The organism is Mycobacterium mantenii, from assembly GCF_010731775.1.
GTDB lineage: Bacteria > Actinomycetota > Actinomycetes > Mycobacteriales > Mycobacteriaceae > Mycobacterium > Mycobacterium mantenii.
In genome coordinates this window covers 57,296-83,326 of sequence record NZ_AP022590.1, presented here as the reverse complement: position 1 = coordinate 83,326, position 26,031 = coordinate 57,296, and the positions used below count along the sequence as shown (strand labels likewise).

Genomic DNA, 26,031 nt, shown 5'->3' with positions numbered 1-26,031 from the left:
AGCACGTTCGATCAGGACCTCGAGCCGGACCTCGATCCGGACATCGCCACCGGGTCGTCGTCGTCCCACAACAACAGCTGACGAACCGCCGGGCGCGGACCGTAGGGCCGCAGCATGGTGCTGGCCGGACGCGGGCGCACCCGTTGGGGCCACCAGAACCAGCGCCCGAGAAGCCTTGCGACGGAGGGCGTCATGAACGAGCGCACGATCAGCGTGTCGAACAACAAGCCGAGGCCGATCGTGGTCCCGATCTGACCGAGGACCTGGAAGCCGCTGAACACGAACGCGCACATGGTGACCGCGAAAACGATGCCGGCCGAAGTGACGACCGAACCCGAGCCGGCCATCGCCCGGATGATGCCGGTGTTGAGGCCGGCGTGGATCTCTTCCTTGAACCGCGAGATCAGCAGCAGGTTGTAGTCGGATCCGACCGCCAGCAGCAGGATCACGGCCAGCGCGAGCACGACCCAATAGAGCTGGATGCCGAAGATGTACTGCCACACCAGAACTGACAGCCCGAATGAGGCGCCCAAGGAGAGGGCCACCGTGCCCACGATGACCAGCGCGGCGATCAGGCTGCGCGTGATGATCATCATGATCAGCAGGATGAGACTCAGCGCGGCGAACGCCACGATCATCAGGTCGTACTTGGCGCCGTCCTGGATGTCCTTGTATGTCGCGGCCGTCCCGCCGAGATAGATACCCGCTCCGGCCATGGGCGTGCCCTTCAGGGCCTCGTGCGCGGCCTTCACGATCGGGTCGATGTGCGAAATCCCTTCGGGCGTCGCGGGATCACCCTCATGCGTGACGATCATGCGGGCGGCCTTGCCGTCGGGCGAGAGGAACAGCTTGAGCCCGCGCTTGAAGTCGGGGTTGTTGAACACCTCGGGCGGCAGATAGAACGTGTCGTCGTTCTTGGCCGCGTCGAAGGCCCGCCCGAGCGCCGTCGCGTTGTCGATCGCGGCCGCGGTCTGCGCGTAAATCCCGGACAGCGTGGCGTAATTGGCCAGAGTCAGATCGCGATTGGTCTGCTGGCTTTGGATCTGCGGCGGGATGAGCGCCGTCAGCTTGGGCTGCAGCGCGTCGAGCTTGTCCAGCGATGCCGTGAGGTTTTCGAATTTCTCGGTGAGCTGATCAATCCCGTCGAGGGCGTCGAACAGCGACCGGAACGCGAAGCAGACGGGAATGTCGAAACAGTGCTTCTCCCAGTAAAAATAGCTGCGCACCGGCCGGAAGAAATCGTCGAAGTTCGCGATCTTGTCGCGCAGGTCCTGGATCGTGCCGAGCGTGTCATGGAAATTTTGGGTCTCGTCGTGGGTGGTGCCGGCGAGCTGCTGCTGCAGCACGTACTGCTGCCGCAGGATGTTGATCGTCTTGGTCAGTTCGTTGGCCTGCTTGAGGGCGTCGTCGGCCCGATCTCGTTGGTAGGTCAGGTTTTCCTGCTGCGCCGCGCTGGAATTGCTGACCAAGAATGCGAGTGAGCTGTGGACGAGCGGGGTTCCCAACGGCCTGGTGATGGTCTGCACCTGCGCCACCCCGGGAACGTGAAACACCGCCTTGGCCACCTTGTCCAGGACGAGCATGCTCTCCGGGTTACGCAGGTCGTGATCGGTTTCGACCATCAACAACTCGGGCTCCAGCCGGGCGCGCGAGAAGTGCTTCTCGGCGGCGGTGTAACCGATATTGGCCGGCGCGCTGGCGGGCATGTAGGGCCGGGTGTCATAGCTTGTCTTGTATCCGGGCAGGGCGATCAGCCCGACCAGGGCCAGCGCGCACGCCGCCGCGAGCACCGCGCCGGGCCAGCGGACGATGGCGGTGCCGATCCGCCGCCAGCCGCGGGTGCGTATCGCCCGCTTGGGGTCGAAGATGCCCGCCTTGGCGCCCAGGGTAAGGATCGCGGGCCCCAGGGTGAGCGCGGCGAACAACGCGACCAGAATCCCCAACGCGGCCGGAATGCCCAGACTTTGGAAATAGGGCAGCCGGGTGAAACTCAGGCAGGCCACCGCGCCGGCCACGGTAAGACCGGAACCCAGCACGATGTGCGTCGTCCCGTGATACATGGTGTAGAAGGCTTTTGCGCGATCCTCACCGCTGCCGCACGCTTCCTGATAGCGGCCGACGAAGAAGATCGCGTAGTCCGTCCCGGCGGCGATCACCAACAGCGTCAGCAGGTTCGTCGCGTACGTCGACAGCCCGATCACGCCTGCGTTGCACAGAAACGCGACGAGCCCTCGGGCGGCAGACATTTCGATGAGCACCGTCGCGAGCACCAGGAGCGTGGTGAGCACCGAGCGGTAGACGAAGAACAACATCAGCGCGATCACCCCGACGGTGATCCCGGTGACCTTCGCGGTGCCCTTGCTGCCGACGTCGAATTGATCGGAGATCAGCGGTGCCGCCCCGGTCACATACGCCCTGACGCCCGGTGGCGGCTTCATGTGCTCGACGATGTCGCGGACGGCGCCGACGCCCTCGTTGGCCAGCGCCGAGCCCTGATTACCCGCGAGGAACAGCTGCACGTAGGCGGCCTTGCCGTCACTGCTCTGCGATCCCGCCGCGGTCAACGTATCGCCCCAGAAATCCTGGACGTGCTCGACGTGCTTGCGGTCGCGCTCGAGCCTGCGGACCATCTCGTCGTAGAAGCGGTGGGCGTCGGCGCCCAGCGGCTTCTCGCTTTCCAGCACGATCATCGCCGAGCTGTCCGTGTCGAATTCGTGGAACTTTTCGCCGATGCGCTTGATCGCCTTGAGCGACGCCGCATCCGGTGAGTTCAGCGCCACGTTGTGGGTCTTCCCCACCTCTTCCAGCTGCGGCACCGCGATGTTGGTGATAGCGGCCAGCCCCACCCAGAACAGCAGGATGGGCAACGCGAACCGGCGAATGGTACGCGGCACGAACCGCCGCGACTGGTGATCAGTGCTCATCCGGATTTATCCAGACAGTAGGTGTAGGCGTCGACTTTGTTAACGGTGCGTTGGTCTTTCACTTCGCCGTTGACGGTGATGCGGCAGCCCAGGGTGTCGCCGTTGCCCTGCGCGACGACGTTGCCGATGACCGCGGGTTCGGTCGTGGTGATGGTGAACGACCACGGCAGCGGCGCGTCTTTGACTTGCTGCGGCTGTGCGTTGACGTCAAGGTAGTTGATGGTGGCCACGGCGCCCGGTGCGCCGAAGACCTCGAGCACGACCTGCTTGGGGTTGAACGGGACGATCTCGCCTGCCAGGCCGCTGCCGGCCGAGGTGGTGTTGTGCGACCCGAAGATCCCGTGCAGGCGATAGATTCCGAACCCCGCGAGCGCGACGACCACCACGGCGACGAGCACCATCCATCCCCGCTTCACCAGGGACGCGATCGAAAAGCCTTTCACCCGTTAGCCTTTCGAAGATCGGGCGACAGCACCACGCTCACGCCAACCGCGGCGGCAAACATCGTGAGCGTGATCGACAGCTATGACAGTACGGTACGGGACCGTACTGCACAAGAGACGCGCGCGTATATTCCTCCCCCGCGGGGCCAACTCGGAAATGCCGCGTCGTTACCCGGCGGACCTGGTCAGACCGGGGATGAGAAACCCGTCGACAAAGGCTTGCACCGTGCGACGGGTGGGTGGCCGGCCGGGCAAGATCGAGCGGAAGATCAGGTAGCCGGGCAACAGGTCCCAGAGTTCGTCGGTGATGACGTCTTCGGCGATCTCGCCGCGGTCGGCCGCATGGTGCAGCACGTGCTGAATCGTGGCTTTGCGCTGGTCCAGGAATTGATGCTGCATCGCGTCCTTGAGCGCGGGGTGGCGCGACACCTCGACCATCACCGCGCGGATGGTGCCGGCGTGCTGCCCGCACTCCTGGGTGATGGTCTCTCCCAGGCTCAGCAGGTCGCCGCGCAAGGTGCCGGTGTTCGGCGGGACGGCCACCTGGCGCACGCCTTCGATGAAGGCGGCCAACACCAGTTCGGCCTTGGACGGCCAGCGCCGGTAGACGGTGGCCTTGCTGGCGCGGGCGGCGTTGGCCACCGCGTCCACGGTCAGCTGGTCATAGCCGTGTTCCTGCAGCAGCCGCAGGGTCACTCCCAGGATTTCGGCCTCGCGAGGCGACCACGGCGATGCCTGCTCGTACCGGTCGGCCGTCTGGGTCATAGAGCCCACGATAGAGCCGCCCGGCGGTGCGGACCAATTTCGGCGCAGTCGGGCCCGACGAATGTGGATTCGTCAGCGGGGATGCATCAGCGCGCGTTCGACGTCGGCGAGCAGGTCGTCGGTGTCTTCAATGCCCAGCGAGATGCGCGCGAATCCGTCGGCGACCGGATCTCCCCAGCGCGCCCGGCGGTCGACCGACGTGTGCAGGCCCCCGAAACTGGTGGATGCGATGAGCAGTTCGCTGCGCTCCACCAGCGCGTGCACGGCGGCGGCGTCGGCCAGCTCGACCGAGACCAGCGCGCCGAAACGGCGCATCTGCGCCATGGCCACCGGATGCGCCGGGTCGTCGACCAACCCCGGGTAGCGCACCGCCCGCACGGCCGGGTGGCGGGCCAGCATGGTCGCCAGGGCCCGGGCGTTCTGGCATTGCCGTTCGAATCGCAACCCGGCAGTTCCCATGCTGCGCAACAGAAGCCATGCCTCAAACCCACCCAGGATCGCACCGGCGAGCAGCCTGTGTCTCTCCACCGCGGCGAGCAGCTCGGGCTGGTTGGTGGCGACGTAGCCGGCCAGCAGGTCGCCGTGACCGGAAAGGGCCTTGGTCGCACTGGCCACCACCGCGTCGGCGCCCAACGACAACGGCTGCTGCCCCAGGGGTGTGGCGGCGGTGTTGTCGACGACCAGGCGCGCGCCGTGTCCGCGGCAGATGGTGGCCAACCGGTGCAGATCGATCACGTCTAGCGCCGGGTTGGTGGGCGTCTCGGCCAGCACCACGTCGGCTCCCGCGGCGGCGTCGTAGATCTGCGCGCTCGACGCCTCGATGACCGTCACACCGGGCGGCACCAGGTCTTCGCGGGCGTAGCGGCGCACTTGGTAGTAGCCGTCGGCCGGTACCACCACCGTCGATCCGGGCGTCGCCAGCGTGCGTAGCACCGCGCTGATAGCCGCCATGCCCGAGCCGAACACCAGCGCGGCGGTGGCTCCCTCCAGCTCGGCGAGCGCCGACTCCAGTTGGCGCCAGGTCGGATTGGAGCTGCGGCCGTAGCTGTCGGGGCCGCTCGAGGCACCGGTTTCGTCGCTGGACAGGTGGTAGGTGGCGGCCAGCACCGCCTGCGGCGCCACCGGCTGACCCGAAACGATCTCGGAATCAACGGCTTTGAGGCTGCGGGTGGAATCGCCGTACCGGTTACTCATCGGCTTGGTCGGCCGGGGTTTCGGGGGGACCCTCGGCCAGCAGTTGCCGGAAGCCGTCCTCGTCGAGGACGGGCACCCCCAGCTCGATCGCCTTGTCGTACTTGGAACCCGGCGAATCGCCGGCCACGACGTAGTCGGTCTTCTTCGACACCGAACCGGCGGCCTTTCCCCCGCGCGTGAGGATCGCCTCCTTGGCGTCGTCGCGGGAAAAGCCGGCGAGCGACCCGGTGACCACCACCGTCAGCCCCTCCAGCGTGCGCCGCAGGCTGGTGTCGCGCTCGTCGGCCATCCGCACGCCGGCGGCGCGCCACTTGTCGACGATCGCGCGGTGCCAGTCGACGGTGAACCATTCGGTGAGCGCCGCGGCGATCGTCGGCCCGACACCTTCCACCGCGGCCAGCTGTGCGGTGGACGCCGACATGATCGTGTCCAGGTCACCGAACTCGGTCGCCAGGGCGCGCGCGGCCGTCGGCCCGACGTGCCGGATCGACAACGCCACCAAAACCCGCCACAGCGCCACCTTCTTGGCCTTGTCCAGGTTGTCGAGCAGCCGTCTACCGTTGGCGGACAGGGACCCCGCCTTCGTCCGGAACAACTCGGTGCGCAACAGGTCGTCTTCGGTGAGCGCGAACAGGTCGCCCTCGTCAGCGATCACCCCGGCCTTCAGCAGCGCGGTGGCCGCTTCGTAGCCCAACCCCTCGATGTCGAGGGCCCCGCGACCGGCGACGTGGAAAACACGCTCCCGCAGCTGAGCCGGACAGGACCGGGCGTTGGGGCAGCGGATGTCGGCGTCGCCCTCCTTGGCCGGCGCCAGCGGGGTGCCGCACTCGGGACATGTTGTGGGCATGACGAATTCGCGCTCGGAGCCATCGCGCAGGTCGACGACGGGACCGAGCACCTCCGGGATCACGTCGCCGGCCTTGCGAATCATCACGGTGTCACCGATCAGCACGCCCTTGCGTTTCACCTCGGCGGCGTTGTGCAGCGTGGCCAGGCCCACCGTCGACCCGGCCACCTTCACCGGTGTCATGAACGCGAACGGTGTGACGCGCCCGGTGCGCCCCACGTTGACGCGGATGTCGAGCAGCTTGGTCTGTGCCTCCTGCGGCGGGTACTTGTAGGCGACGGCCCATCGCGGCGCGCGCGAGGTGGTCCCGAGCCGGCGCTGCAACGCGACATCGTCCACTTTGACTACCACGCCGTCGATTTCGTGGTCGATGTCGTAGCGGTGCTCGCCCCAGTACCCGATCCGCTCCTCCACGGCGGCCAGCCCGCGCACCCGTGCGGTTTGTGCTGCCACCGGCAGCCCCCACGAGTTCAGCGCAGCATAGGCCTCGTGCTGGGTCTTGGGTGCGAATCCTTCGGTGCGCCCGATGCCGTGGCAGATCATGCGCAGCCTGCGCCGGGCGGTGACGGCGGGGTTCTTCTGGCGCAGCGACCCGGCCGCGCTGTTGCGCGGGTTGGCGAACGGCGCCTTGCCGTCCTCGACCAGGCTGGCGTTGAGCGCCTCGAAATCGGCGAGCAGGAAGAACACCTCGCCACGCACCTCGAGCAGGGCGGGAACCGGGAAGTCCGCGTCGGCGGACAGCCGCTCGGGGACGTCGTCGATGCTGCGCGCGTTGAGCGTCACGTCCTCACCGACCCGGCCGTCGCCCCGGGTGGCCGCGCGTTCCAGCCGGCCGTCGCGGTACACCAGCGACAGGGCGACACCGTCGATCTTTAGTTCGCACAGGTAATACGGTTCCTTGCCGACTTCGTTCTCGACGCGATTGCTCCAGGCCACCAGCTCGTCGCGATCGAAGACGTCGTCGAGGCTCAGCATCCGTTCCAGGTGCTGCGCCTCGGCGAACTCAGTGGCGAAACCGGCTCCGCCGACCAGCTGCGTCGGGGAATCGGGCACCCGGAGCTCCGGGTGGCGCTCTTCGAGCGCCACGAGTTCGTTGAACATGGTGTCGAACTCCGCGTCCGAGACGATCGGCGCGTCCTTGATGTAGTAGCGGAACTGGTGTTCGCGGACCGTTTCGGCCAGGTCCTGCCACTGCCGACGCACCTCGGGCGATACCGGATCAGCCTCTGCTGAGCTCACCTTGGCAGGCTATCCGAGGACACCGACGCGAAACGCGATCAGTCCTCCACTGAGTCCTCGACGTAGGCACGCAACCGGTCCACCGCGGCATCCCACCGGCGGGACAGCTGACTCAGGTAGTCGCTGGCCGACGCCAGTGGCTGGGTCTGCACCGTCCAGACGCGTTCGCGGCCCCGCCGGCTGCTGGTCACCAGCCCGACGGACTCCAGCAGCTGCAGGTGTTTGCTGGCCGCCTGCCGGGTGATCGGGATGACGCTGGTGACCTGCGACGTCGAGCTCGGGCCCTGATCGCAGAGCCGCACGATGATGCGTAACCGGTTGGGATCACCCAGGGCGTCGAACAGCGGCGCGTCGACGACGGCACGTCCGCTCATACCCGGACGTCTTCGACGTACCTGCGCATCAGCGTGGTCTGGATCGCCCAGCCTTCGCCGTTGGCCTCGCAGGACGGGCCGCGACGCGCCTCCGGAATCGCCTCGAATCCGGATTCGGTGATGGTCAGCAGCACGCCGTCGGGCTGCTCGGACAGGGTGAACTCGACGAGCGTGGTCGGCTCCCGGTCGTAGTCGACATCCGGATCGACGGCGAACGGATGCCATCGGTAGGCGAACCGGCGCTGCGGCTCGATGGCGACGATCTGCCAGGTGCTCTGCACCCCCGCGTGCGCCTCCTGGCGCTTGGCGACCTCGTCGTCGACGATGGTCGGCCTGATCGCGGCGGTCACCGAGGTGCCGGCGACGAACGGCCCGTCGAAGCGCACCCCGAACCAGCGCCCGAACTCCTCGGCGTCGCTGATGGCCCGCCACACCCGGTCCAGCGGGGCGCGCAGCACCACATGCTTCTCGATCTTTATATGCAACCTCCTGGTTGCCTGTCAGTTCAGCACGGGGCGGATGGAAACGCAACCAATTGGTTGCCTATTCGATGGCGTCGGGATCCGCGGCGAACATCTCGGCCGCCTTGCGGGCGAGCCCGATCGCGGTGCGGGCCCACTCCGGCGTCGCGCGGGCCAGACCGCAGGCGGGGGTGACGCCGATGCGGTCGCGCAGCGCCGAGCGGGCGAAGCCGAGGCGATCGGTCACGGCGACCACCGCCGAAGCCACCTCCTCCGCCGACGGCCGACGCGGCGGGGTGTCGCCGGCCACCACCCCCAACATGACGGTGCGGCCCGGCTCCACGAACGCGGCAATGCCGTCCAGATCCGCCGCATTCAGGCTGCCGGCAGTCACGGAAACCGCCCGAAATGTGCTGCGCTGCAACATGTTCCATGGCACATCGGGGGCGCAGCAGTGCAGCAGCACCTCCCCTCCCACCGTCTGGGCGCAGGCGTCGAGCAGCCCGGCGGCCACCTCCTCGTCGATGGGCGCCACCGGGCTCAGCGAAGTCACCCCGCTCAGCCCCCCGCCCAGCGCCTTCGGCAGCGACGGCTCGTCGAACTGAACCACCACCTCCGCCTCGAGCCGGCGGCCCAGGCCCGCGCGGTGCGCGGACACGCCCTCGGCCAGCGACGCCGCCAGGTCTCGCAGCGCCCCGGAATCGGTGATCGCCCGGTGGCCGTTGGACAGCTCGACCTCGGCGGCCAGCGTGATCGGGCCCGGAGCCTGCACCTTGACCACCCGGCCGTCGTTGCGCAGGCCGGCGGTTTCCCAGGCCTCTTCCAGGGCGTCCATGTCCTCGTCGAGCAGGCTGACGGCGCGGCGGGTGACCGCGCCGGGCCGGGCGGCAAGCCGGTAGCCGCGCGGCGCCGCGTCGATGGCCACGTCGATCAGCAGCGCGCCGGCGCGGCCGATCATGTCCGCGCCCACTCCGCGCGCGGGCAGCTCGACGATGTGGGCCAGCGCGCCCGCCAGTTCACCCACGACAACTTCGGCGGCTTGGCGCGCGGCGATGCCGGGCCACGATCCGACGCCGCTGGCATTGGCAAAGGGATGGCTGAAAACACTCACCGGACAACCGTATTCGACGTCGCGCCACTCGAAGGTCGGCAGGGGTCTGTGTGCCGGCCGGCCGCGCGGGTAGGTTCAACGCCGAAGGGGTGCGAAAAGGTGTCGCAGAAGGCGAAATCAGCGTGGCTGCCGCTGTTGTGCGGCGCGGTGATGCTGGTAGCGGCGTGCACCCGGGTGGTGGACGGCGCGGCCACGGCGGGATCCGGCGCCAACCGCAAGGTGGTGCAGGGCGTCGACGTCGACGCGATCCTGCTCGACCAGTCGCGGATGCGCGCGATCACCGGGGCCGGCGAGCATCTGACCATCATTCCCTCGATGGACGGCACCAGCCCGGTGGACATCGACGCGCTGGCGCAGACCGCGCCACGCGAGTGCCGGTTCATCTACGCCGAGACCGCGACGTTCGGGCGCGACCTCGAGGCGTTTCACAAGACGACGTTTCAGGACCCGCCCGACGGCGCGCTGATCTCCGAGGGCGCCGCGGCCTACCGCGACGCCGACACCGCCCGGCGTGCCTTCGGCGCCCTGGTGGGCACCGTCGGCGACTGCGCGAACGGCTCGAGCGGGCAGCTGTATGTCGGCGACTGGAACGCCGACGCCACCTCGCTGCACCTGCGGCCCGGCGGGTGCGGCCGCGACTACAGGATCCTGTCGGTGGCCATGCTGGAGGTCACCTTCTGCGGTTTCGCGCAATCGGTGTCCGACATCGTGATGACGAATATTTCGGCGAACGTGCCGCGGTAGCCCCGATTCAGCGCGCGGTCGCCGCGATGGTGGCGCTGCCGAGCACCTCGTCACCGTCGGGGTCGGGCCGGTACAGCACCAGCGTCTGGCCGCGCGCCACACCGCGCATCGGGGCGCGCAGGCGCACGACGAGCTCGTCGTCGACCAATTCGGCCACCGCATCGGCCGTTTCACCGTGCGCGCGCACCTGAACCCCGCACTCCACCGGGCCCGACGGCGACACGCCTGAGGTGAAAATCGGTGTCCGCCCGACTATTTCGCGGATTTCGAGATCGGCCGCCTCTCCCACCTGCACGGTCGCGGTCTCCGCGTCGATCGCGGTCACGTACCGGGGGCGGCCGTCAGGTCCCGGCCCGGCGATGCCCAGCCCCTTGCGCTGGCCGATGGTGAAACCGTGCACGCCGTCATGCTCGGCGAGCACCGTGCCGTCCGCATTGACCACGGCGCCCCGGCGCACCCCGATGCGCTCGCCCAGAAACGCGCGGGTATTGCCCGAAGGGATGAAGCAGATGTCATGACTGTCCGGCTTGTCCGCGACGGTCAGACCGCGTCGGGCGGCCTCGGCCCGGATCTGCGGCTTGGGGGTGTCCCCGATGGGGAACGCCGCGTGGCGCAACTGCTCGGCGCTCAGGACGGCCAGCACGTAGGACTGGTCCTTGTCCGTGTCGACGGCGCGCCGCAACCGCCCACTCGCCAGCCGGGCGTAGTGGCCGGTGGCCACCGTATCGAACCCGAGGGCAACGGCTTTCGCCGACAGGGCCGAGAACTTGATCTTCTGATTGCACACCACGCACGGGTTGGGTGTTTCGCCACGCGCGTACGACGACACGAATTCGTCGATTACGTCCGACTTGAACCTCTCCGCGAAATCCCAGACGTAGAACGGGATTCCGAGCACATCCGCGACGCGGCGCGCGTCGGAGGCGTCTTCCTTCGAGCAGCAGCCGCGCGAGCCGGTGCGCAGCGTGCCGGGCGCGCTGGACAGCGCCAGGTGCACGCCGACCACGTCGTGTCCGGCGTCGACCATCCGGGCGGCGGCGACCGACGAGTCGACGCCACCGCTCATGGCGGCAAGCACTTTCACTTAAGACGCCCCCGCGGCGGCCATCGCGGCCCGACGGGCGCGGTCCACCGCCCCGGGCAGGACCCGCAGCACCGCATCGACGTCGGCGTCAACACTAGTGTGGCCCAACGAGAGTCGCAAAGACCCGCGAGCGCTGGTCGGGTCGGCGCCCATCGCGATCAGCACGTGTGAGGGCTGCGCGACACCCGCGGTGCACGCAGATCCGGTCGAGCACTCGATTCCGTTGGCGTCCAAGAGCATCAACAGCGCGTCGCCCTCGCAGCCGCGGAACGTGAAGTGCGCGTTGCCGGGAAGGCGCAGCGGATCGCGGGCCCCGTTGAGGCTGACGTCCTCGATGCCGCCCAGCACGCCGTCGACCAGCCGGTCCCGCAACGCCCGCAGCCGGGCGCTGTTGACCTCGAGCCCGTCGACCGAGATCCGGGCCGCCGTCGCCATTCCGACCGCTCCGGCGACATCAGCCGTGCCCGAACGGATGTCACGCTCCTGCCCGCCGCCGTGCGCCAGCGGCATGCACGCGACGTCGCGACGCAGCAGCAGCGCACCGACCGCCGATGGGCCGCCGAACTTGTGCGCGGTCACACTCATCGCCGAGAGCCCGCTGGCGGCGAAGTCGACGGGCAACTGCCCCACCGCCTGAACCGCGTCGCTGTGCATCGGAACGCCGAATTCGGCCGCGACGGCGGCGAGTTCGGCGGCCGGCATGACGGTGCCGACCTCGTTGTTGGCCCACATCACCGAGACCAGCGCCACGTCGTCGTGGCGCTGTAGCACCTCGCGCAGCGCCGCGGCCGACACCGACCCGTCGGCGGCGGTCGGCAGCCAGGTGACCTCGGCGCCCTCGTGTTCGACGAGCCAGTTCACCGAGTCCAGCACGGCGTGGTGTTCCACCTCGCTGGTGACGATGCGCCGGTGCCGCGGCTCGGCGTCGCGGCGGGCCCAGTAGATGCCCTTGACCGCCAGGTTGTCGCTCTCGGTGCCGCCGGCGGTGAAGATGACTTCCGAAGGGCGCGCGCCCAGCCTGTCGGCGATCAGCTCACGGGATTCCTCGATGCGGCGCCGCGCCGTCCGTCCGCTGGTGTGCAGCGAGGACGCGTTGCCGACCGTGCCGAGCACAGCCGTCATCGCCTCGACGGCGGCGTGGTGCATCGGGGTGGTGGCGGCGTGATCCAGGTAGACCATGACGCGACCCACGATACCGGCCCGCCCGTTTGCTCAGGCCACCAGCACGTGCCCGTGACCAGCGCGCCGGGCGGTTCCGGCACCCACCGCTGACTGGCACCGGCCGGCCAGGACGCGCCGGTCGGTCCCCGGGAGCTGCAGAGACTCGACGTGCACCCGCGCCAGCGTGCGCCGCACGACGAGCAGGCGGCGGATCGAGCTCAGCAGTGTCTCGTCGCCGACGAAGGCCGGCACCGTCGAGGGGCTGCCGTCGATGTGGTGGTAGGTCAGCCGCAGCGGCTGCACCGGACGCCCGGCGTCGATCGCGGCCTGGAACATCGCCGGATAGAACGCGCCGCGGTCCAGACCGCACCACGTCGTGCCCTCCGGGAACGCCACCACGGTCTGACCGGCGCGCAGCCGGCGGGCGACGGCGTCCACCACACCGGGCAGCCGGCGCAGACTGGATCGCTCGATCGGGATGATCTTCAGGATGCGGGCCACGATCCCGGTCGCCGGACCGGTGAACATGTCGGCGCGCGCGACGAACGACCCGGGCAGCACCGAGCCGATGGCGAAGACGTCGAGCCAGGACATGTGCGGGCTCACCACCAGCACGCCGCGCAGGTTGCGAATCGGGTTGCCCGTCACGGTGATTCGAACACCCAGGCAGCGCAGCACCAAGCGGCAGTAGATGCGCTGCACACGGGTGCGGCCCGGCAGCGGCACCGCCAGCAGCGGCAGCCCCGGCGCCAGCAGCAGCGCCAGCATAAGCCGAAGCGTTACCCGCAGCGCCCTTCGCAGCGGCCGCGACGACGCGGCGTCGCCCGCACCCACACAGCCGGCGTCACACGATGCGCGCGGCAGCCAGGAGTGCCCGGTGCCCGCGGGGGCGTTCATCGCTCGCAACCCGCCGTTCCGTCGGCCAGCTCGGCAACGGTGGACACCGATCGGAGTCGTTTGAGATATCGGGTGTCGGCGTGCGCCTTGTCCAGCAGGACGCAGAAATCACCGACCCCGAAATCCGGGTCGTGCGCGGGTTCGCCGCACACCTGGGCGCCCAGCCGCAGGTAACCGCGCATCAGCGCGGGGACCGAGGGCCGCGCGGACGGCGCGATGTCGTCGAGCCGCGTCCCGTCGACCACCACCGGGCGGTGCGGGTAGACCCGGTATTCCGGGGGTGCGGCGTGCCGGCTCAGGATGAAGTCGCGGACGCCGCGCAGCTGGCTGCCCGGTACCTGAGCGTCGGATTCGCCGCCGATGGGCACCGACACGCATCCGGTCACGTAGTCGTAGCCGTAGCGGTCCAGGTAGGCCAGGATTCCCGCCCACATCAACAGCACGACGCCACCGTTGCGATGCCCGTCGCGCACCGCGGCGCGCCCCATCTCCACCAGGGACGGCCGCAGCGGGTCGAGCGCGCGGATGTCGAACTCGGTGGCGGTGTAGAGCCCGCCCGCCGCGATGGCCCCAGCCGGCGCCAGCATGCGGTAGCAACCGACCAGCTCACCGGTGTCGTCGTCGCGCACCAGCAGGTGGTCGCAGAACTCGTCGAACCTGTCGGCATCCCGCCGCTCGTCGTCAGCGACCGGCAGCGCGAAGCCGGGAGTGCTGGTGAACACGTCGTATCGGAGTCGTTGCGCCGCCTCGATCATGCCGGGGTCGGTGGACAACAACAGGGAGTAGCGCGGTGCGGCCGAGGAGCCGGCCGCCACACCGCTCGGCTTGTCGCTGGGTATGAGGACAGAAGCAATGCTCATGAACCCCAACGTGGCGTAGTCGATGAGCTAGTCGGCATCGACGCTGTGACGTGTCGGTGCACGTGAGATGACGAAATATCGATACGAGGCCGCCGCAAAAGCCCGGCGGCGGCGCGCTCGGCCGGGATCGAACGACGCCATTTCGGGTATGCCGCCCTCATGTTGCGACCCGGACCGCTGACGCGCTGCCCACCCGCCGGAGCGACCGCACCCCGGCACCGGCGGGCGGGCCTTCGGCGGCCCACCGATCTCGACGAAGTCATCAACCAGCAGCTCCGGCTCGGGCAGGCCGCTCCGTGATGCTGACCGCCGATCGCACGATCGCGGCACCGCCCGCGGCGGTGTGGGAATTGCTGGTCGACCTGGACGCGTGGCCGAAGTGGGGTCCGACGATTCGGCGGGCCCGGCTCGACCGGCCGCACACCGAGCTGGGTCTGCACGCGACCGGCACCGTGCAGACCTCCCTGCTGGTCGCGGTTCCGTTCGAGGTCACCGAGTTCGAGCCGGGCCGCCACTGGGCGTGGAAAGTGGCCGGTGTGCCGGCGACCCGGCACCGGGTGGACCCGGTGGGCGGCGGCGCGCGGGTGAGCATCGCGGTGCCGTGGTGGTCCGCTCCCTACCTGACGGTGTGCTCCGTCGCCGTGCGCCGCATCGACGCAATGCTGACCGGCGGCTAGCGCGCGCCGACAGCCGAGTCCGAGAACCCATGTGCGACTTCACAATCCGCTAGCGCGGGTGCTAGCGGATTGTGAATTGGGTTCATGGTGCAGAGACGGTGCCGGTGTGACACGAGTGGGCCGTGGTACGCCGGAAGCCGGAGCCGGACTGGATACGCAAAGCGCCCCCGGCACCGCGGTGCCGGGGGCGCTTTGCGGCCGAGAAACTCAGCCCTTGCGTGTCTTGATCGCCTCGGTCAGCTGCGGGGCGACCTTGAACAGGTCGCCCACCACGCCGTAGTCGGCGATCTCGAAGATGGGCGCCTCTTCGTCCTTGTTGACCGCGATGATCGTCTTGGACGTCTGCATGCCCGCGCGGTGCTGGATGGCACCGGAGATGCCCAGCGCGATGTAGAGCTGCGGCGAGACCGTCTTACCGGTCTGGCCCACCTGGAACTGGCCCGGGTAGTAGCCGGAGTCGACGGCGGCGCGCGACGCACCGACGGCCGCGCCCAGCGAGTCGGCCAGCTCCTCGACGACGCTGAAGTTCTCCGCGCTGCCGACACCGCGACCACCGGAGACGACGATGGTGGCCTCGGTCAGTTCCGGACGATCGCCGGCGACCGCGGGCTCGCGGGCGGTGATCTTGGTGGCGTTCTCGGCGGGGGCCGGGACGTCGACCTTGACCTCTTCGCCGGCGCCGGCCTGCGGCTCGGCGTCGATCGCGCCGGCGCGCACCGTGATCACCGGGGTGTCGCCGTTGGCCTGCGCCTCCACGGTGAACGCGCCACCGAAGATGGAGTAGGTCGCCTTGTTGCCTTCCTTGACGTCGACCACGTCGACCAGCAGGCCCGAACCGATGCGGGCCGCCAGCCGGCCGGCGATCTCCTTGCCGTCGGCGTTGGCGGACAGGATCACCGCGGCGGGCGAGTTGGACTCGGCGAGCGAGGCCAGCACGTCGACCACCGGAGTGATCAGGTATTTGTCGACGTCGTCGGACTCGGCGACGTAGATCTTGGCGGCGCCGGCCTCCTTGAGCCCGTCGACTAGGGGCGCGGCGGTCCCGGGAGCGCCGACCACGACGGCGGCGGGCTCGCCCAGCGCGCGGGCGGCGGTGATCAGTTCGGAGGTGACCTTCTTCAGCGCACCTTCGGTGTGCTCGACGAGCACCAATACTTCAGCCATGGGTTATCTCGCTCTTCTCGTCTTCGGGAATCGGGTCAGATGATCTTCTGGGCAACCAGGTACTTGGCGACGTCGTTACCGCCCTCGCCCTCGTCGGTGACCTTCTCACCCGCGGTCTTCGGCGGCTTGGGCGTCGACGACAGCACGGTCGAGCCGGCGTTTTCCAGCCCGACCTCGTCGCTCTCGACGCCGATCTCGGCGAGGGTCAGCACCGTGACCTCTTTCTTCTTGGCGGCCATGATGCCCTTGAAGGAGGGGAAGCGCGGCTCGTTGATCTTCTCGGTGACGCTGACCACCGCGGGCAGGGTGGCCTCGAGGGTGAACACGCCCTCGTCGGTCTCCCGCTCGCCGGTGACCTTGTCGCCCTCGATGGAGAGCTTGCGCACGTGCGTGAGCTGCGGCAAGCCCAGGTATTCGGCGATGACGGCCGGAACCGCACCGCCGGTGCCGTCGGTGGCCTCGTTGCCGGCGATGACCAGCTCGGTGCCCTCGATGGTGCCCAGTGCACGCGCCAGGGCCCACCCGGTCTGGACCACGTCGGAACCGTGCATGCCGTCGTCCTTGAGGTGGACGGCCTTGTCGGCGCCCATCGACAGCGCCTTGCGGATGGCCTCGGTCGCGCGCTCGGGGCCTGCGGTCAGCACGGTCACCGAGCCCTCGCCGCCCTCGCGCTCGCGGATCTGCAAGGCCTCTTCGACGGCGCGCTCGTTGATCTCGTCCAGCACCGCGTCGGCGGCCTCACGGTCCAACGTGTAATCGCCGTCAGTGAGCTTGCGCTCCGACCAGGTGTCTGGGACCTGCTTGATCAGGACCACGATGTTCGTCATGAGTGTGGTTCGTCCTCCTCGAAGGGGGCTCGCAGCAATCGGCTACGAAACCTCGGTACGCGTTTTCGCAACGCACAGCCGTGTTACTACCCGGTAACTTTGTGCGGTATGCATTCACACCATAGCTGGTCGTAGTGCACGTTCTTGCAGCCCGTCCGCCGCCTCACAAGCGGGGGCCCGCTTCCCCGGTTCGCGAATCCGACACTTCGCGTTAGCCTGCCTATGCAATGAGCGCACTCGTCCCTGACGTCCCGCAGCACACCCCCGGCGACACCGCGCCGGCGGGTGACGCGGTGATGATGCTGACGGGTGAGCGCACCATCCCCGGTTTGGACATCGAGAACTACTGGTTCCGCCGCCACGAGGTCGTCTACCAGCGACTCGCCGAGCGATGCGTGGATGCCGACGTCCTCGAGGCCGGCTGCGGCGAGGGCTACGGCGCCGACCTGATTTCCGGCGTCGCCCGCCGCGTCATCGCCGTGGACTACGACGAAGCCGCGGTGGCCCATGTCCGCAGCCGCTACCCCCGGGTCGACGTCATGCAGGCGAACCTCGCACGGCTGCCGCTGCCCAACGCGTCGGTGGATATTGTGGTCAACTTCCAGGTGATCGAACATCTGTGGGACCAAACACAGTTCGTCGTCGAATGCGCCCGGGTGCTGCGGCCGTCGGGGCTGCTGATGATGTCCACGCCCAACCGCATCACCTTCTCGCCGGGCCGCGACACCCCGATCAACCCCTTCCACACCCGGGAACTCAACGCGGCCGAGCTGACCCAGCTGCTCGTCGACGGCGGCTTCGCCGACGTGTCGATCAGCGGCCTGTTCCACGGGCCGCGGCTGCGCGCGATGGACGCCCGGCACGGCGGCTCGATCATCGACGCGCAGATCCAGTGCGCAATGGCCGCTGACCCCGGGGCACCGTGGCCGCCGGAGCTGGCGGCCGACGTCGCCGCGGTCACCACCGCGGACTTCGACCTGGTCGAGGCGGGCGTGGGTGCGGGCACCGGCCACCACATCGACGACAGCCTCGACCTGATCGCGATCGCGGTAGCGCCGTGAGCACCGCGCAGAACCGGGTTCCCGGCCTCTTCACCCTGGTTTTGCACACCCACCTGCCCTGGCTGGCCCACCACGGCCGCTGGCCGGTCGGCGAGGAATGGCTGTATCAATCCTGGGCGGCGGCCTACCTGCCGCTGATGCGCGTGCTGCGCACCTTGGCCGGCGAGGACCGCCGGAGCCTGATCACGCTGGGCGTCACGCCGGTGGTGAACGCGCAGCTCGACGACCCGTACTGCCTGGACGGCATGCATCACTGGCTGGCGAACTGGCGGTTGCGTGGCCTGGAAGCCACCAGCGTGCGGTCAGCTCCCCGCTCGAAGTCGGCCGGCTACTCGTCGTGCACGCCGGAAGCGTTGCGCGCCTTGGGAATTCGTGAATCCGCCGTAGCGGAACGGGCCCTGCAGGACTTCGCCACGCTGTGGCGGCACGGCGGCAGCCCGCTGCTGCGCGGCCTGCTCGACGCCGGCACGGTGGAACTGCTCGGCGGCCCACTCGCCCACCCCTTCCAACCGTTGCTGGCGCCGCGGCTGCGCGAATTCGCACTGCGCGAGGGCCTGGCCGACGCCGCGCACCGCCTAGGGGCGCGAAAGGGGCGAGGCCCGGGCGGGATCTGGGCGCCCGAATGCGCCTACGCGCCCGGCATGGAGCACGACTACTCCGCCGCGGGCGTCACCCATTTCATGGTCGACGGTCCGTCGCTGCACGGCGACACCGCGCTGGGCCGGCCCGTTGGCGACACCGACGTGGTGGCGTTCGGGCGCGATCTGCTGGTCAGCTACCGGGTGTGGTCACCGAAATCCGGCTATCCCGGGCACGCCGCGTACCGCGACTTCCACACCTATGACCACCTCACCGGCCTCAAGCCGGCAAGGGTGACGGGCCGCAACGTGTCCTCGGAAGACAAGGCGCCCTACGATCCCGAGCGCGCCGACCACGCGGTCGACGTGCACGTCGCCGACTTCGTCGACGTGGTCCGCAACCGCCTGATCTCGGAGTCCGAGCGCATCGGGCGACCCGCCCATGTGATCGCCGCCTTCGACACCGAGCTGTTCGGCCACTGGTGGTACGAGGGCCCGACGTGGCTGGAGCGGGTGCTGCGGGCCCTGCCCGAGGCGGGGGTTCGGGTGGGCACGCTGGGCGACGCGATCGCCGACGGCTTCGTCGGGAACCCGGTGGCCCTGCCCCCCAGCTCGTGGGGTTCGGGGAAGGACTGGCAGGTGTGGGCCGGCGACCAGGTCGCCGACCTGGTCGCGCTGAACGGCGAAGTGGTCGATCTGGCACTGGGCACCGTCGACAAGGCGCTGTCCCAGACGGCGTCGCTGGACGGGCCCATCCCCCGCGACCACGTCGCCGATCAGATCCTGCGCGAAACGCTGCTGACCGTCTCCAGCGACTGGCCGTTCATGGTGAGCAAGGATTCGGCCGCCGACTACGCCCGCTACCGCGCCCATCTGCACGCGCACGCCACCCGCGAAATCGCCGACGCGCTCGCGTCCGGCCGGCGCGACACCGCGCAGCGGCTGGCCGCAGGATGGAACCGCGCCGACGGCCTGTTCGGCGCCCTCGATGCCCGCAGGCTGCCCCGATGAGGCGGGCCGCGGCGTGAAAATCCTGATGGTGTCGTGGGAGTACCCGCCGGTGGTGATCGGCGGGCTCGGCCGGCACGTGCATCACCTGTCGACCGCGCTGGCCGCCGCGGGTCACGACGTCGTCGTGCTGTCCCGCCGACCCACCGGGACCGATCCGCGCAGCCATCCGTCGTCCGACCACATCAGCGAGGGCGTCCGGGTGATCGCGGCCGCGCAGGATCCGCACGAATTCACCTTCGGCACCGACATGATGGCCTGGACGCTGGCCATGGGCCACTCCATGATTCGGGCCGGGCTGCCCCTGACGAAGCCGGGCACCAACCGGGCCTGGCGGCCCGACGTCGTGCACGCCCACGACTGGCTGGTGGCCCACCCGGCGATCGCGCTCGCCCAATTCTACGATGCGCCAATGGTTTCCACGATCCATGCCACCGAAGCCGGTCGGCATTCCGGCTGGGTCAGCGGTGTGGTCAGCCGTCAGGTGCATGCGGTCGAATCGTGGCTGGTGCGTGAATCCGACTCGCTGATCACGTGTTCGGCGTCGATGGCCGACGAGATCACCGAGCTGTTCGGTCCCGGGCTGGCCGAGATCACGGTGATCTGCAACGGCATCGAGACGGCGCGGTGGCCGTACGCCGCGCGCAGGCCACGCACCGGGCCGGCCGAACTGCTCTACCTGGGCCGGCTGGAATACGAGAAGGGTGTGCACGACGTCATCGCCGCGCTGCCGCGGATCAGACGCACCCACCCCGGAACCACGCTGACCATCGCCGGCGAGGGCACCCAGCAGGGCTGGCTCGTCGAGCAAGCGCGTAAACACCGGGTGCTCAAGGCGATCCGGTTCGTCGGGCACCTCCAGCACGCGGAGCTGCTGGCGGTCCTGCATCGCGCCGACGCTGCGGTGCTGCCCAGTCATTACGAGCCGTTCGGGATCGTGGCGCTGGAGGCGGCCGCTGCCGGCACTCCCCTGGTGACGTCGAACATCGGCGGCCTGGGTGAGGCGGTGATCAACGGTCGGACCGGTGTGTCGTGTCCGCCCCGCGACGTGGCCCGGCTGGCCGCGGCGGTGCGCACCGTGCTCGACGACCCGCAGGCCGCGCAGCGGCGTGCCCACGCCGCACGCGAACGACTCACGTCGGATTTCGATTGGCACACGGTGGCCGACAAGACCGCGCAGGTGTATCTGTCGGCCAAACGCGGAGTGCGGCAGCCGCAGGCCCGGCTGCCCATCGTCGAGCACGCCTTGCCGAACCGCTAGCACGTTCCTAACGTCGAGGGATGGGTCTGGACTATTCGAGCGTCGTGGACGCTCCCATCACCGACGTTTTCGACTGGTACGCCAGGCCGGGGGCGTTCAATCGCCTCTCGCCGCCGTGGTCACCCATGCGGCTGGTCAGCGAGGCGGATTCGCTCAAGGACGGGCGCGCTGTCCTGGCACTGCCCGGCGGCCTGCGCTGGGTCGCCGTCCATCAGCCCGACGGCTACGACCCGCCGCGGCGCTTCGTCGACACAATCGGCGGCGACGGCCTGGCCACGCTCCCGGCGCGAATTGCCGTGCGCTGGCGCCACACCCACGAATTCGAAGACCTCGGTGACAACCGCACCAGGGTGATCGACCGGGTCGACACCCCGGTGCCCGGCTCGCTGCTGCGGCCCATGTTCGACTACCGGCACCGGCAGCTGGCCGACGATCTGGCCGCTCACCGGCTGGCCGCCGAGAACGGGCTGCGGCCGATGACGATCGGAGTCACCGGATCCTCGGGGCTGGTCGGCTCGGCGTTGACCGCCTTCCTGCGCACGGGCGGCCATCGGGTCATCGCGCTGGTCCGGCACGACGCGCGCGGCGATGACGAGCGACGGTGGAACCCCGACGATCCCGACCCGCGGCTGTTCGACGGGATCGACGCGGTGATCCACCTGGCGGGCGCCTCGATCGCCGGCCGGTTCACCGACAAACACCGGCAGGCCATCCGGGACAGCAGGATCGGGCCCACTCGGCGGCTGTCCGAACTGCTGGGCCGCGGCGACGCGAAGCCCGCCGTGCTGCTCTCGGCGTCGGCGATCGGCTACTACGGCTATGACCGTGGCGATGAGACGCTCACCGAGGACAGCGATCGCGGCGACGGATTTCTGGCCGACGTGGTGGCCGACTGGGAGCAGGCGACGGTGCCCGCCCAGCAGGCCGGGGTGCGGGTGGTGCAGGTGCGCACCGGCATCGTGCAATCGCCCGCCGGGGGCACGTTGAAGCTGATGCGCCCGCTGTTCAGCGCCGGGCTCGGCGGCCGGCTGGGTGACGGTCGACAATGGCTGTCTTGGATCGGGATCGACGACCTGGTGGACGTCTATCACCGTGCGCTGTGGGATGCCACGATGTCGGGGCCGGTGAACGCCGTTGCGCCACAACCGGTCCGCAACAGTGAGTACACCGCCACGCTGGCGGGGGTGCTGCACCGGCCGGCGGTGTTACCGGTCCCCTCGCTGGGGCCGCGGCTATTGCTGGGCGGACAGGGTGCCCGCGAACTTGCGTGCGCGAGCCAGCGGGTGGCTCCCGCCAAGCTCGCCGCCGCCGGACACCGGTTCCGCCAGCCCGACCTCGATCAGGCCCTACGTCACCTGTTGGGCCGCACCCGCTGACGACCCGTCGGGGCTGTCAGTCCTCGGCGTCCCTGCCCTCGCGGCTGTGCTGATAGGCCCGGGCGCGCAGGTCGGCGAGCCACCTCGGGTGCAGACTCAGGCCGGGCGCCGTGTTGACGACGGGGTCGAACGACACGTCCTCGTCGCGTTCGGGGTCGATGGCAGTGGTCAGCGTGATGCGGGCCAGCGGTGTGAAATCGCCTCTGCCGCAAGCTTGATCGAGCGTCACCTGGATGTGGCTGCGCTCGAGCTTGGCCCGGACGCTGTCCAGGGACAGGCCGGCGCCGCCGATCTCGCGCGAGGTTCGGGCCCGCAGCCACCAATTGTTGTTCTGATAGTGCAGCGGCATCAGCGTGGTCAGCGTCTGACCGTTCCACGAGGTGGCCGGGCGCAGCGCCACCGCGCGCGACAACACCCCCGACCCCGACGAGACGAGCAGGACGTCCCAAGGCTTGTCCGCCGGCGGCGGGGCGGGCACCCGGAACGCCAACCCGATGAAGTCGGGCAGCACCCCCGGCGTGCCGGTGGCCTTGGACACCCGCGCAACGATCTCCGACGACGCGATCGGCAAGCCCTTGCCCGCGGGGGCAACCCGTTCGATGAAGCCCTCCGCCAGGACCCCGCTCGGATGGAAGAACCGTTTACCCCGGATGGCGGAGCCCCACTGAAACGGCAGCGCCGCAAGTTCGAAAACATTCACCGGCGGCGGATTCCCATTCTGTGCCGGCGGAAACCGTTGCATGCACCACCACTTCCGCGATGGTGGCCTGACTATTACCGCGATACAAACGCCCGCCTGCTGATCATCCGCGGAGCGGGCAACTGTTGTTGCGGACTGTAGGTGTGGCTGTCGATGTAGACCTGCGCCATGACCGCCTGCCACGACTCGATCTGGGGCGAGGACTTCCAGGTGCCCTCGACCAATCCCACGATCACGGCATTGTTGTCGTCGGTCAGGGTGTAGACCGGACCGCCGAAGTCCCGGCGGTCCGGGGTCATGTCGGTGATGGCGAAGCGGCCGTCACCCACTGAGCTGACCGAGCCGCATCGTTGGCCGGTCGCGCTGCGCAGCTGGCACACCGGCATCCCGGCTTGCGCGCGGGTTCCCGGTGCGGATCCCAGATGGCGCCCCGTCGGCAGCACGTCGGTGGCCGTCACGCCCGGCGCGATCGCGATGACTTCGTATTCCACCGGCAGCATCGAGGTGTCCGTGCTCCCCGGGTCGGCCACCGCCTGACGCGGTGCGGCAAAGAGCAGCGTCGTGAATGCGGATGCGATCGCCAGCCGGCACCACCGGCGTCCGAGCTCTTCCATTGGGACGCATCACCCCTCACGTCCTCAGGGGGTAGACCGCGTTTGTTGTTGAACACGCGTATATCCACCCCCGAGGGGGACAAACCACGCTCGGCCCGCGCCGGTTTCGAAAGATCGATATCCCATCGCTCGCCGCGGCGGTAGGCTGCTGAACAGGTTGAGTTCACAGCTGCGTCTCCGGCGGGAGCGGTGCGCAAACACCGGTCACTCCCTTGCCACCGACATTCGATAGGCGCTCTCATGGCTGCTATTCGCTCCGCAAACTCGGCGGACCAACATGGCCCCCGGTACATGGCTCACTTCGGCCGGGCACACCTGTTCGTCTATGCGCGCAATCTCGGCGCGCTGCTGCGCGTCGACGGAGAGATCGACGCCTCCAACGCGGACGAGCTCACCCAGGCGATCCGAAAGTTCGCCCGGCTCAAGACGCCGCTCGTCCTTGACCTCAGCCATCTGCGCTTTGTCAGCGTGGCGGGTTTTCGGGCCCTGCTCGTGCTTAATGACGAGCTTCGCAGGGCGTGCGTGCACTCCAGCGTGGTCGCCGGCGTCGCTATTCGCCCCCTGTTACGCATCGTGCATCACAACGGGTTGCCGATCGCCGGCTCGGTGCCCGAGGCCTTCCAGAACCTCGAGGACATCCTGGCGGCCCGACGACAGTTCCTTTCCGACCTGGCCCGGCCACGACCAGCTCAGGCACCGGCCGCGCACGGCGTTGCCTCGTAAGGTTCGCCTATGTCGTTGCGGCGGTTAGGCTTTGGCCTCTTCGCCCAATTCGTCCTGAAAGCAGTGCAACGCGTCTATCAGGGCGGCGAAAACCCGGTGCGCGGCGGTCAAGTCCGCATCGGGTAGGCCGGCGAGCGCCACTCGGGTGTGCGCGTTCAGCGGACCGAAGAACGACCGGGCGGTGGTAAGACCTGATTCATCGTTGCGCAACATGACCTTTCGGCGGTCTGCCGGGTGGGTGTCGCGACGGATATGGCCGGCGTCGATCAACCGGTCCACCAGGTAGGTGATCGCCGAGCCTGAGAGTCCCATCCGCTGGCTGAGGTCGCTCGAGGTCATCGGCCGCCCAGCCGCTTCTGCCACCATGATGTAAAGCAGGGCACGAAAATCATTGGGTCGCAGGCTGTGTACCAGCGCGAACAACTGGCCGATCTGATCGGACTCGGTTGACAGCTCCCTCAGATCGGCCGAGATCAGCGACTCCAGCTCATCGCGCGCATCAGCGTCCATAACGCTGTGAGCATATGCCGATCGGGCTGACATTTCAGTTACTTAATATTTAAGCGGGTGCATACTCGGCCGGCCACCCACGACGAATCGTTCGCCTGGGCTGGCGTAGCGGCGCAAAGTTCATTAAATTAATGTTTAAGTTATTGAACAAGGTGGTATGCCGTAGCGGGCGCCGCGAGGGCGCGTCTGACGACTCGCGCTGTCGTTTTACCCGCCTCGTCGGCGGGTATGACGCGTGTGTTTGGGGACGCTGGACCCGGGCATGCCAAGCCGTCTCGGAGGGAGCGCTTGGGCACTATGGGAGCTTTGTCGTTTTCACCTGCCACAACGTCGCCGCCCGTGGCGATCGGCTGGCTCAGCGCCGACGACTTCGAAGCATGGCGATCGAATGTGCGGCGGATGGTCTTGGGTGACCTCGCCGATTTCGTCGCCGCCCGCCGCGTCGGCGAACTCGACGATGCACGCATCGACGCCGCCGGCGACATTCTGGTGGAGTTCGTGTCCGGCGGTAAGTGCCTGCGATCGACGTTTGTGTACCTGGGCTGGCTGTGCGGCGCGCCGCCCGACGACGCGGCACTGCGGGCCGCGGCCAGTTTCGAGTTGTTGCACGCCTTTGCGCTGCTGCAGGACGACGTGATGGATGGTTCCGACGAACGGCGCGGTCGACCGTCGGCGCACCGGCAATTCGGCCAATGGCATCGCGAGCGCGGATTGTCCGGCTCGTCGCGGCGATTCGGCGAATCGGCCGCCATTCTGCTGGGCGACCTCTGCCTGATCTGGGCCGAACAGATGCTGCGCGACAGCGGCGTCGAGCCTCGTCGCCTGCAACGGGTCTGGCCTCGCTATGACGCCATGCGGACCGAACTCGCCGTCGGGCAATTCGCCGACCTGACCAACGACGCGCGACAGATGCCCGGGCTGGAAGTCGTGCTCGACGTGGCGCGGCGCAAGTCGGGCAATTACACCGTGCGCCGGCCGCTGGAAATCGGTGCGGCGATGGGCGAGTGTGACGATCGCACACTGTCTCAGCTGGGCCGGTACGGCGCCGCCGTCGGGGAGGCATTCCAGCTACGCGACGACATGCTCGGCGTTTTCGGCTCGCCGGCGATAACCGGCAAGCCCTGTGCGGGCGATCTGCTCGAGCGCAAGGCGACCAGCGTTGTGGTGGCCGCCCACCAGCTCGCCGACGCGCCGACCCGGCGTGAACTCCACGAGCTCGCGAATCGTGAAACCCTCGACGACAACGCGATCGACAGGTGGAAAGCGCTGATCGTCGAGACGGGAGCGGTGCGGCTGATCGAGGAGATGATCGGCGACCGCGTCACTTCCGCCTGCGGCCATCTCAGCGACTTGCCGATCGACGAGCCCGTCCGCACCGCGCTGGGCGAAATGGCGGCATTCTGCACGGATCGCGCCGTATGAGTGGGA

At 68.8% G+C, this 26,031-nt stretch carries 25 protein-coding genes; 8 read left to right on the top strand and 17 right to left on the bottom strand.

What is annotated here, in order from left to right:
- Nucleotides 1-11: 11 nt before the first annotated feature.
- The 8 genes from G6N50_RS00475 to G6N50_RS00440 form a co-directional block, all read right to left on the bottom strand.
- Nucleotides 12-2,924 (bottom strand): MMPL/RND family transporter, encoded by a 2,913-nt coding sequence (locus G6N50_RS00475; protein WP_083092672.1) that lies wholly within the window; start codon nt 2,922-2,924, stop codon nt 12-14.
- Nucleotides 2,921-3,367, bottom strand: a complete 447-nt coding sequence (locus G6N50_RS00470) for an MmpS family transport accessory protein (RefSeq protein WP_197748049.1) — start codon at nt 3,365-3,367, stop codon at nt 2,921-2,923. The genes G6N50_RS00475 and G6N50_RS00470 overlap by 4 nt, the downstream gene beginning before the upstream one ends.
- A gap of 168 nt (nt 3,368-3,535) precedes the next feature.
- Entirely contained in the window at nt 3,536-4,132 is a 597-nt protein-coding gene (locus G6N50_RS00465; RefSeq protein WP_083092674.1) for a TetR/AcrR family transcriptional regulator, read from the bottom strand.
- A gap of 72 nt (nt 4,133-4,204) precedes the next feature.
- Nucleotides 4,205-5,326, bottom strand: a complete 1,122-nt coding sequence (locus G6N50_RS00460; protein ID WP_083092675.1) for a cystathionine gamma-lyase — start codon at nt 5,324-5,326, stop codon at nt 4,205-4,207.
- Nucleotides 5,319-7,412 carry an NAD-dependent DNA ligase LigA gene (gene ligA, locus G6N50_RS00455; RefSeq protein ID WP_083092677.1) on the bottom strand — a complete coding sequence of 698 codons (2,094 nt, stop codon included), beginning with the start codon at nt 7,410-7,412 and terminating at the stop codon, nt 5,319-5,321. The genes G6N50_RS00460 and ligA overlap by 8 nt, the downstream gene beginning before the upstream one ends.
- 38 nt (nt 7,413-7,450) lie before the next feature.
- Nucleotides 7,451-7,786 carry an ArsR/SmtB family transcription factor gene (locus tag G6N50_RS00450; RefSeq protein WP_083092679.1) on the bottom strand — a complete coding sequence of 112 codons (336 nt, stop codon included), beginning with the start codon at nt 7,784-7,786 and terminating at the stop codon, nt 7,451-7,453.
- Nucleotides 7,783-8,265, bottom strand: coding sequence for an SRPBCC family protein (locus G6N50_RS00445; RefSeq protein WP_083093095.1), 483 nt, complete (start codon nt 8,263-8,265; stop codon nt 7,783-7,785). The genes G6N50_RS00450 and G6N50_RS00445 overlap by 4 nt, the downstream gene beginning before the upstream one ends.
- A 64-nt stretch (nt 8,266-8,329) precedes the next feature.
- Nucleotides 8,330-9,358 (bottom strand): uroporphyrinogen decarboxylase/cobalamine-independent methonine synthase family protein, encoded by a 1,029-nt coding sequence (locus tag G6N50_RS00440; RefSeq protein ID WP_083092681.1) that lies wholly within the window; start codon nt 9,356-9,358, stop codon nt 8,330-8,332.
- Nucleotides 9,359-9,457: 99 nt separating this feature from the next.
- On the opposite strand from G6N50_RS00440, the gene G6N50_RS00435 reads away from it, so the two are divergent.
- The gene (locus tag G6N50_RS00435) at nt 9,458-10,102 is read left to right on the top strand and encodes a sensor domain-containing protein (protein WP_179970079.1); all 645 of its coding nucleotides are present in this window, start codon (nt 9,458-9,460) and stop codon (nt 10,100-10,102) included.
- A gap of 7 nt (nt 10,103-10,109) precedes the next feature.
- On the opposite strand, the gene mnmA is transcribed toward G6N50_RS00435, so the two are convergent.
- Genes mnmA through G6N50_RS00415 form a run of 4 tightly spaced genes read right to left on the bottom strand, consistent with a single transcriptional unit; the run spans nt 10,110 to nt 14,104 of the window.
- Nucleotides 10,110-11,186 (bottom strand): tRNA 2-thiouridine(34) synthase MnmA, encoded by a 1,077-nt coding sequence (gene mnmA, locus G6N50_RS00430; protein WP_083092682.1) that lies wholly within the window; start codon nt 11,184-11,186, stop codon nt 10,110-10,112.
- Entirely contained in the window at nt 11,187-12,365 is a 1,179-nt protein-coding gene (locus G6N50_RS00425; RefSeq protein WP_083092684.1) for a cysteine desulfurase family protein, read from the bottom strand.
- 33 nt (nt 12,366-12,398) lie between these two features.
- Complete coding sequence (locus G6N50_RS00420) at nt 12,399-13,244, bottom strand: lysophospholipid acyltransferase family protein (RefSeq protein WP_083092686.1); 846 nt, start codon at nt 13,242-13,244, stop codon at nt 12,399-12,401.
- Complete coding sequence (locus tag G6N50_RS00415) at nt 13,241-14,104, bottom strand: GNAT family N-acetyltransferase (protein WP_083092687.1); 864 nt, start codon at nt 14,102-14,104, stop codon at nt 13,241-13,243. Before G6N50_RS00415 ends, G6N50_RS00420 begins: the two co-directional genes overlap by 4 nt.
- Nucleotides 14,105-14,403: 299 nt before the next feature.
- Here G6N50_RS00415 and G6N50_RS00410 point away from each other — a divergent pair, with 299 nt between their 5' ends.
- Nucleotides 14,404-14,781: an SRPBCC family protein gene (locus G6N50_RS00410; RefSeq protein ID WP_083092689.1), complete on the top strand. Its 378-nt coding sequence runs from the start codon at nt 14,404-14,406 to the stop codon at nt 14,779-14,781.
- A gap of 207 nt (nt 14,782-14,988) precedes the next feature.
- Here G6N50_RS00410 and G6N50_RS00405 read toward each other — a convergent pair whose 3' ends face one another.
- Both G6N50_RS00405 and G6N50_RS00400 read right to left on the bottom strand, forming a co-directional pair.
- Nucleotides 14,989-15,945, bottom strand: a complete 957-nt coding sequence (locus tag G6N50_RS00405; protein WP_083092691.1) for an electron transfer flavoprotein subunit alpha/FixB family protein — start codon at nt 15,943-15,945, stop codon at nt 14,989-14,991.
- 35 nt (nt 15,946-15,980) lie between these two features.
- Nucleotides 15,981-16,772 (bottom strand): electron transfer flavoprotein subunit beta/FixA family protein, encoded by a 792-nt coding sequence (locus G6N50_RS00400; protein ID WP_067827329.1) that lies wholly within the window; start codon nt 16,770-16,772, stop codon nt 15,981-15,983.
- Nucleotides 16,773-16,999: 227 nt separating this feature from the next.
- Between G6N50_RS00400 and G6N50_RS00395 the strand changes: the two genes are divergently transcribed.
- Genes G6N50_RS00395 through G6N50_RS00380 form a run of 4 tightly spaced genes read left to right on the top strand, consistent with a single transcriptional unit; the run spans nt 17,000 to nt 22,056 of the window.
- Nucleotides 17,000-17,833: a class I SAM-dependent methyltransferase gene (locus G6N50_RS00395; protein WP_083092692.1), complete on the top strand. Its 834-nt coding sequence runs from the start codon at nt 17,000-17,002 to the stop codon at nt 17,831-17,833.
- Nucleotides 17,830-19,422: a 1,4-alpha-glucan branching protein domain-containing protein gene (locus tag G6N50_RS00390; RefSeq protein ID WP_083092694.1), complete on the top strand. Its 1,593-nt coding sequence runs from the start codon at nt 17,830-17,832 to the stop codon at nt 19,420-19,422. Before G6N50_RS00395 ends, G6N50_RS00390 begins: the two co-directional genes overlap by 4 nt.
- A 13-nt stretch (nt 19,423-19,435) precedes the next feature.
- Nucleotides 19,436-20,680 carry a glycosyltransferase family 4 protein gene (locus tag G6N50_RS00385; protein WP_083093098.1) on the top strand — a complete coding sequence of 415 codons (1,245 nt, stop codon included), beginning with the start codon at nt 19,436-19,438 and terminating at the stop codon, nt 20,678-20,680.
- Nucleotides 20,681-20,700: 20 nt separating this feature from the next.
- Nucleotides 20,701-22,056 carry a TIGR01777 family oxidoreductase gene (locus tag G6N50_RS00380; protein ID WP_083092695.1) on the top strand — a complete coding sequence of 452 codons (1,356 nt, stop codon included), beginning with the start codon at nt 20,701-20,703 and terminating at the stop codon, nt 22,054-22,056.
- A gap of 16 nt (nt 22,057-22,072) precedes the next feature.
- On the opposite strand, the gene G6N50_RS00375 is transcribed toward G6N50_RS00380, so the two are convergent.
- Complete coding sequence (locus G6N50_RS00375; RefSeq protein ID WP_083093100.1) at nt 22,073-22,756, bottom strand: phosphodiesterase; 684 nt, start codon at nt 22,754-22,756, stop codon at nt 22,073-22,075.
- Between the two features lie 74 nt (nt 22,757-22,830).
- Nucleotides 22,831-23,370 (bottom strand): hypothetical protein, encoded by a 540-nt coding sequence (locus G6N50_RS00370; protein WP_083092697.1) that lies wholly within the window; start codon nt 23,368-23,370, stop codon nt 22,831-22,833.
- Nucleotides 23,371-23,661: 291 nt separating this feature from the next.
- Here G6N50_RS00370 and G6N50_RS00365 point away from each other — a divergent pair, with 291 nt between their 5' ends.
- Nucleotides 23,662-24,093 carry an STAS domain-containing protein gene (locus G6N50_RS00365; protein ID WP_083092698.1) on the top strand — a complete coding sequence of 144 codons (432 nt, stop codon included), beginning with the start codon at nt 23,662-23,664 and terminating at the stop codon, nt 24,091-24,093.
- A 24-nt stretch (nt 24,094-24,117) separates the two neighbouring features.
- Here the strand turns inward: G6N50_RS00365 and G6N50_RS00360 are convergent, their stop codons facing one another.
- Nucleotides 24,118-24,603: a MarR family winged helix-turn-helix transcriptional regulator gene (locus G6N50_RS00360; protein ID WP_083092700.1), complete on the bottom strand. Its 486-nt coding sequence runs from the start codon at nt 24,601-24,603 to the stop codon at nt 24,118-24,120.
- 237 nt (nt 24,604-24,840) lie between these two features.
- Between G6N50_RS00360 and G6N50_RS00355 the strand changes: the two genes are divergently transcribed.
- Nucleotides 24,841-26,025 carry a polyprenyl synthetase family protein gene (locus tag G6N50_RS00355; protein WP_083093102.1) on the top strand — a complete coding sequence of 395 codons (1,185 nt, stop codon included), beginning with the start codon at nt 24,841-24,843 and terminating at the stop codon, nt 26,023-26,025.
- Nucleotides 26,026-26,031: the final 6 nt, after the last annotated feature.

Coding starts and splice junctions, on each gene's coding strand:
- G6N50_RS00425 (WP_083092684.1), bottom strand. CDS start 12,365: ATGGTCTACCTGGATCACGCCGCCACCACCCCGATGCACCACGCCGCC.
- G6N50_RS00400 (WP_067827329.1), bottom strand. CDS start 16,772: ATGACGAACATCGTGGTCCTGATCAAGCAGGTCCCAGACACCTGGTCG.
- G6N50_RS00405 (WP_083092691.1), bottom strand. CDS start 15,945: ATGGCTGAAGTATTGGTGCTCGTCGAGCACACCGAAGGTGCGCTGAAG.
- G6N50_RS00380 (WP_083092695.1), top strand. CDS start 20,701: ATGGGTCTGGACTATTCGAGCGTCGTGGACGCTCCCATCACCGACGTT.
- G6N50_RS00420 (WP_083092686.1), bottom strand. CDS start 13,244: ATGAACGCCCCCGCGGGCACCGGGCACTCCTGGCTGCCGCGCGCATCG.
- G6N50_RS00465 (WP_083092674.1), bottom strand. CDS start 4,132: ATGACCCAGACGGCCGACCGGTACGAGCAGGCATCGCCGTGGTCGCCT.
- G6N50_RS00450 (WP_083092679.1), bottom strand. CDS start 7,786: ATGAGCGGACGTGCCGTCGTCGACGCGCCGCTGTTCGACGCCCTGGGT.
- G6N50_RS00365 (WP_083092698.1), top strand. CDS start 23,662: ATGGCTCACTTCGGCCGGGCACACCTGTTCGTCTATGCGCGCAATCTC.
- G6N50_RS00460 (WP_083092675.1), bottom strand. CDS start 5,326: ATGAGTAACCGGTACGGCGATTCCACCCGCAGCCTCAAAGCCGTTGAT.
- G6N50_RS00475 (WP_083092672.1), bottom strand. CDS start 2,924: ATGAGCACTGATCACCAGTCGCGGCGGTTCGTGCCGCGTACCATTCGC.
- G6N50_RS00410 (WP_083092689.1), top strand. CDS start 14,404: ATGCTGACCGCCGATCGCACGATCGCGGCACCGCCCGCGGCGGTGTGG.
- G6N50_RS00360 (WP_083092700.1), bottom strand. CDS start 24,603: ATGGACGCTGATGCGCGCGATGAGCTGGAGTCGCTGATCTCGGCCGAT.
- G6N50_RS00415 (WP_083092687.1), bottom strand. CDS start 14,104: ATGAGCATTGCTTCTGTCCTCATACCCAGCGACAAGCCGAGCGGTGTG.
- G6N50_RS00395 (WP_083092692.1), top strand. CDS start 17,000: ATGAGCGCACTCGTCCCTGACGTCCCGCAGCACACCCCCGGCGACACC.
- G6N50_RS00370 (WP_083092697.1), bottom strand. CDS start 23,370: ATGGAAGAGCTCGGACGCCGGTGGTGCCGGCTGGCGATCGCATCCGCA.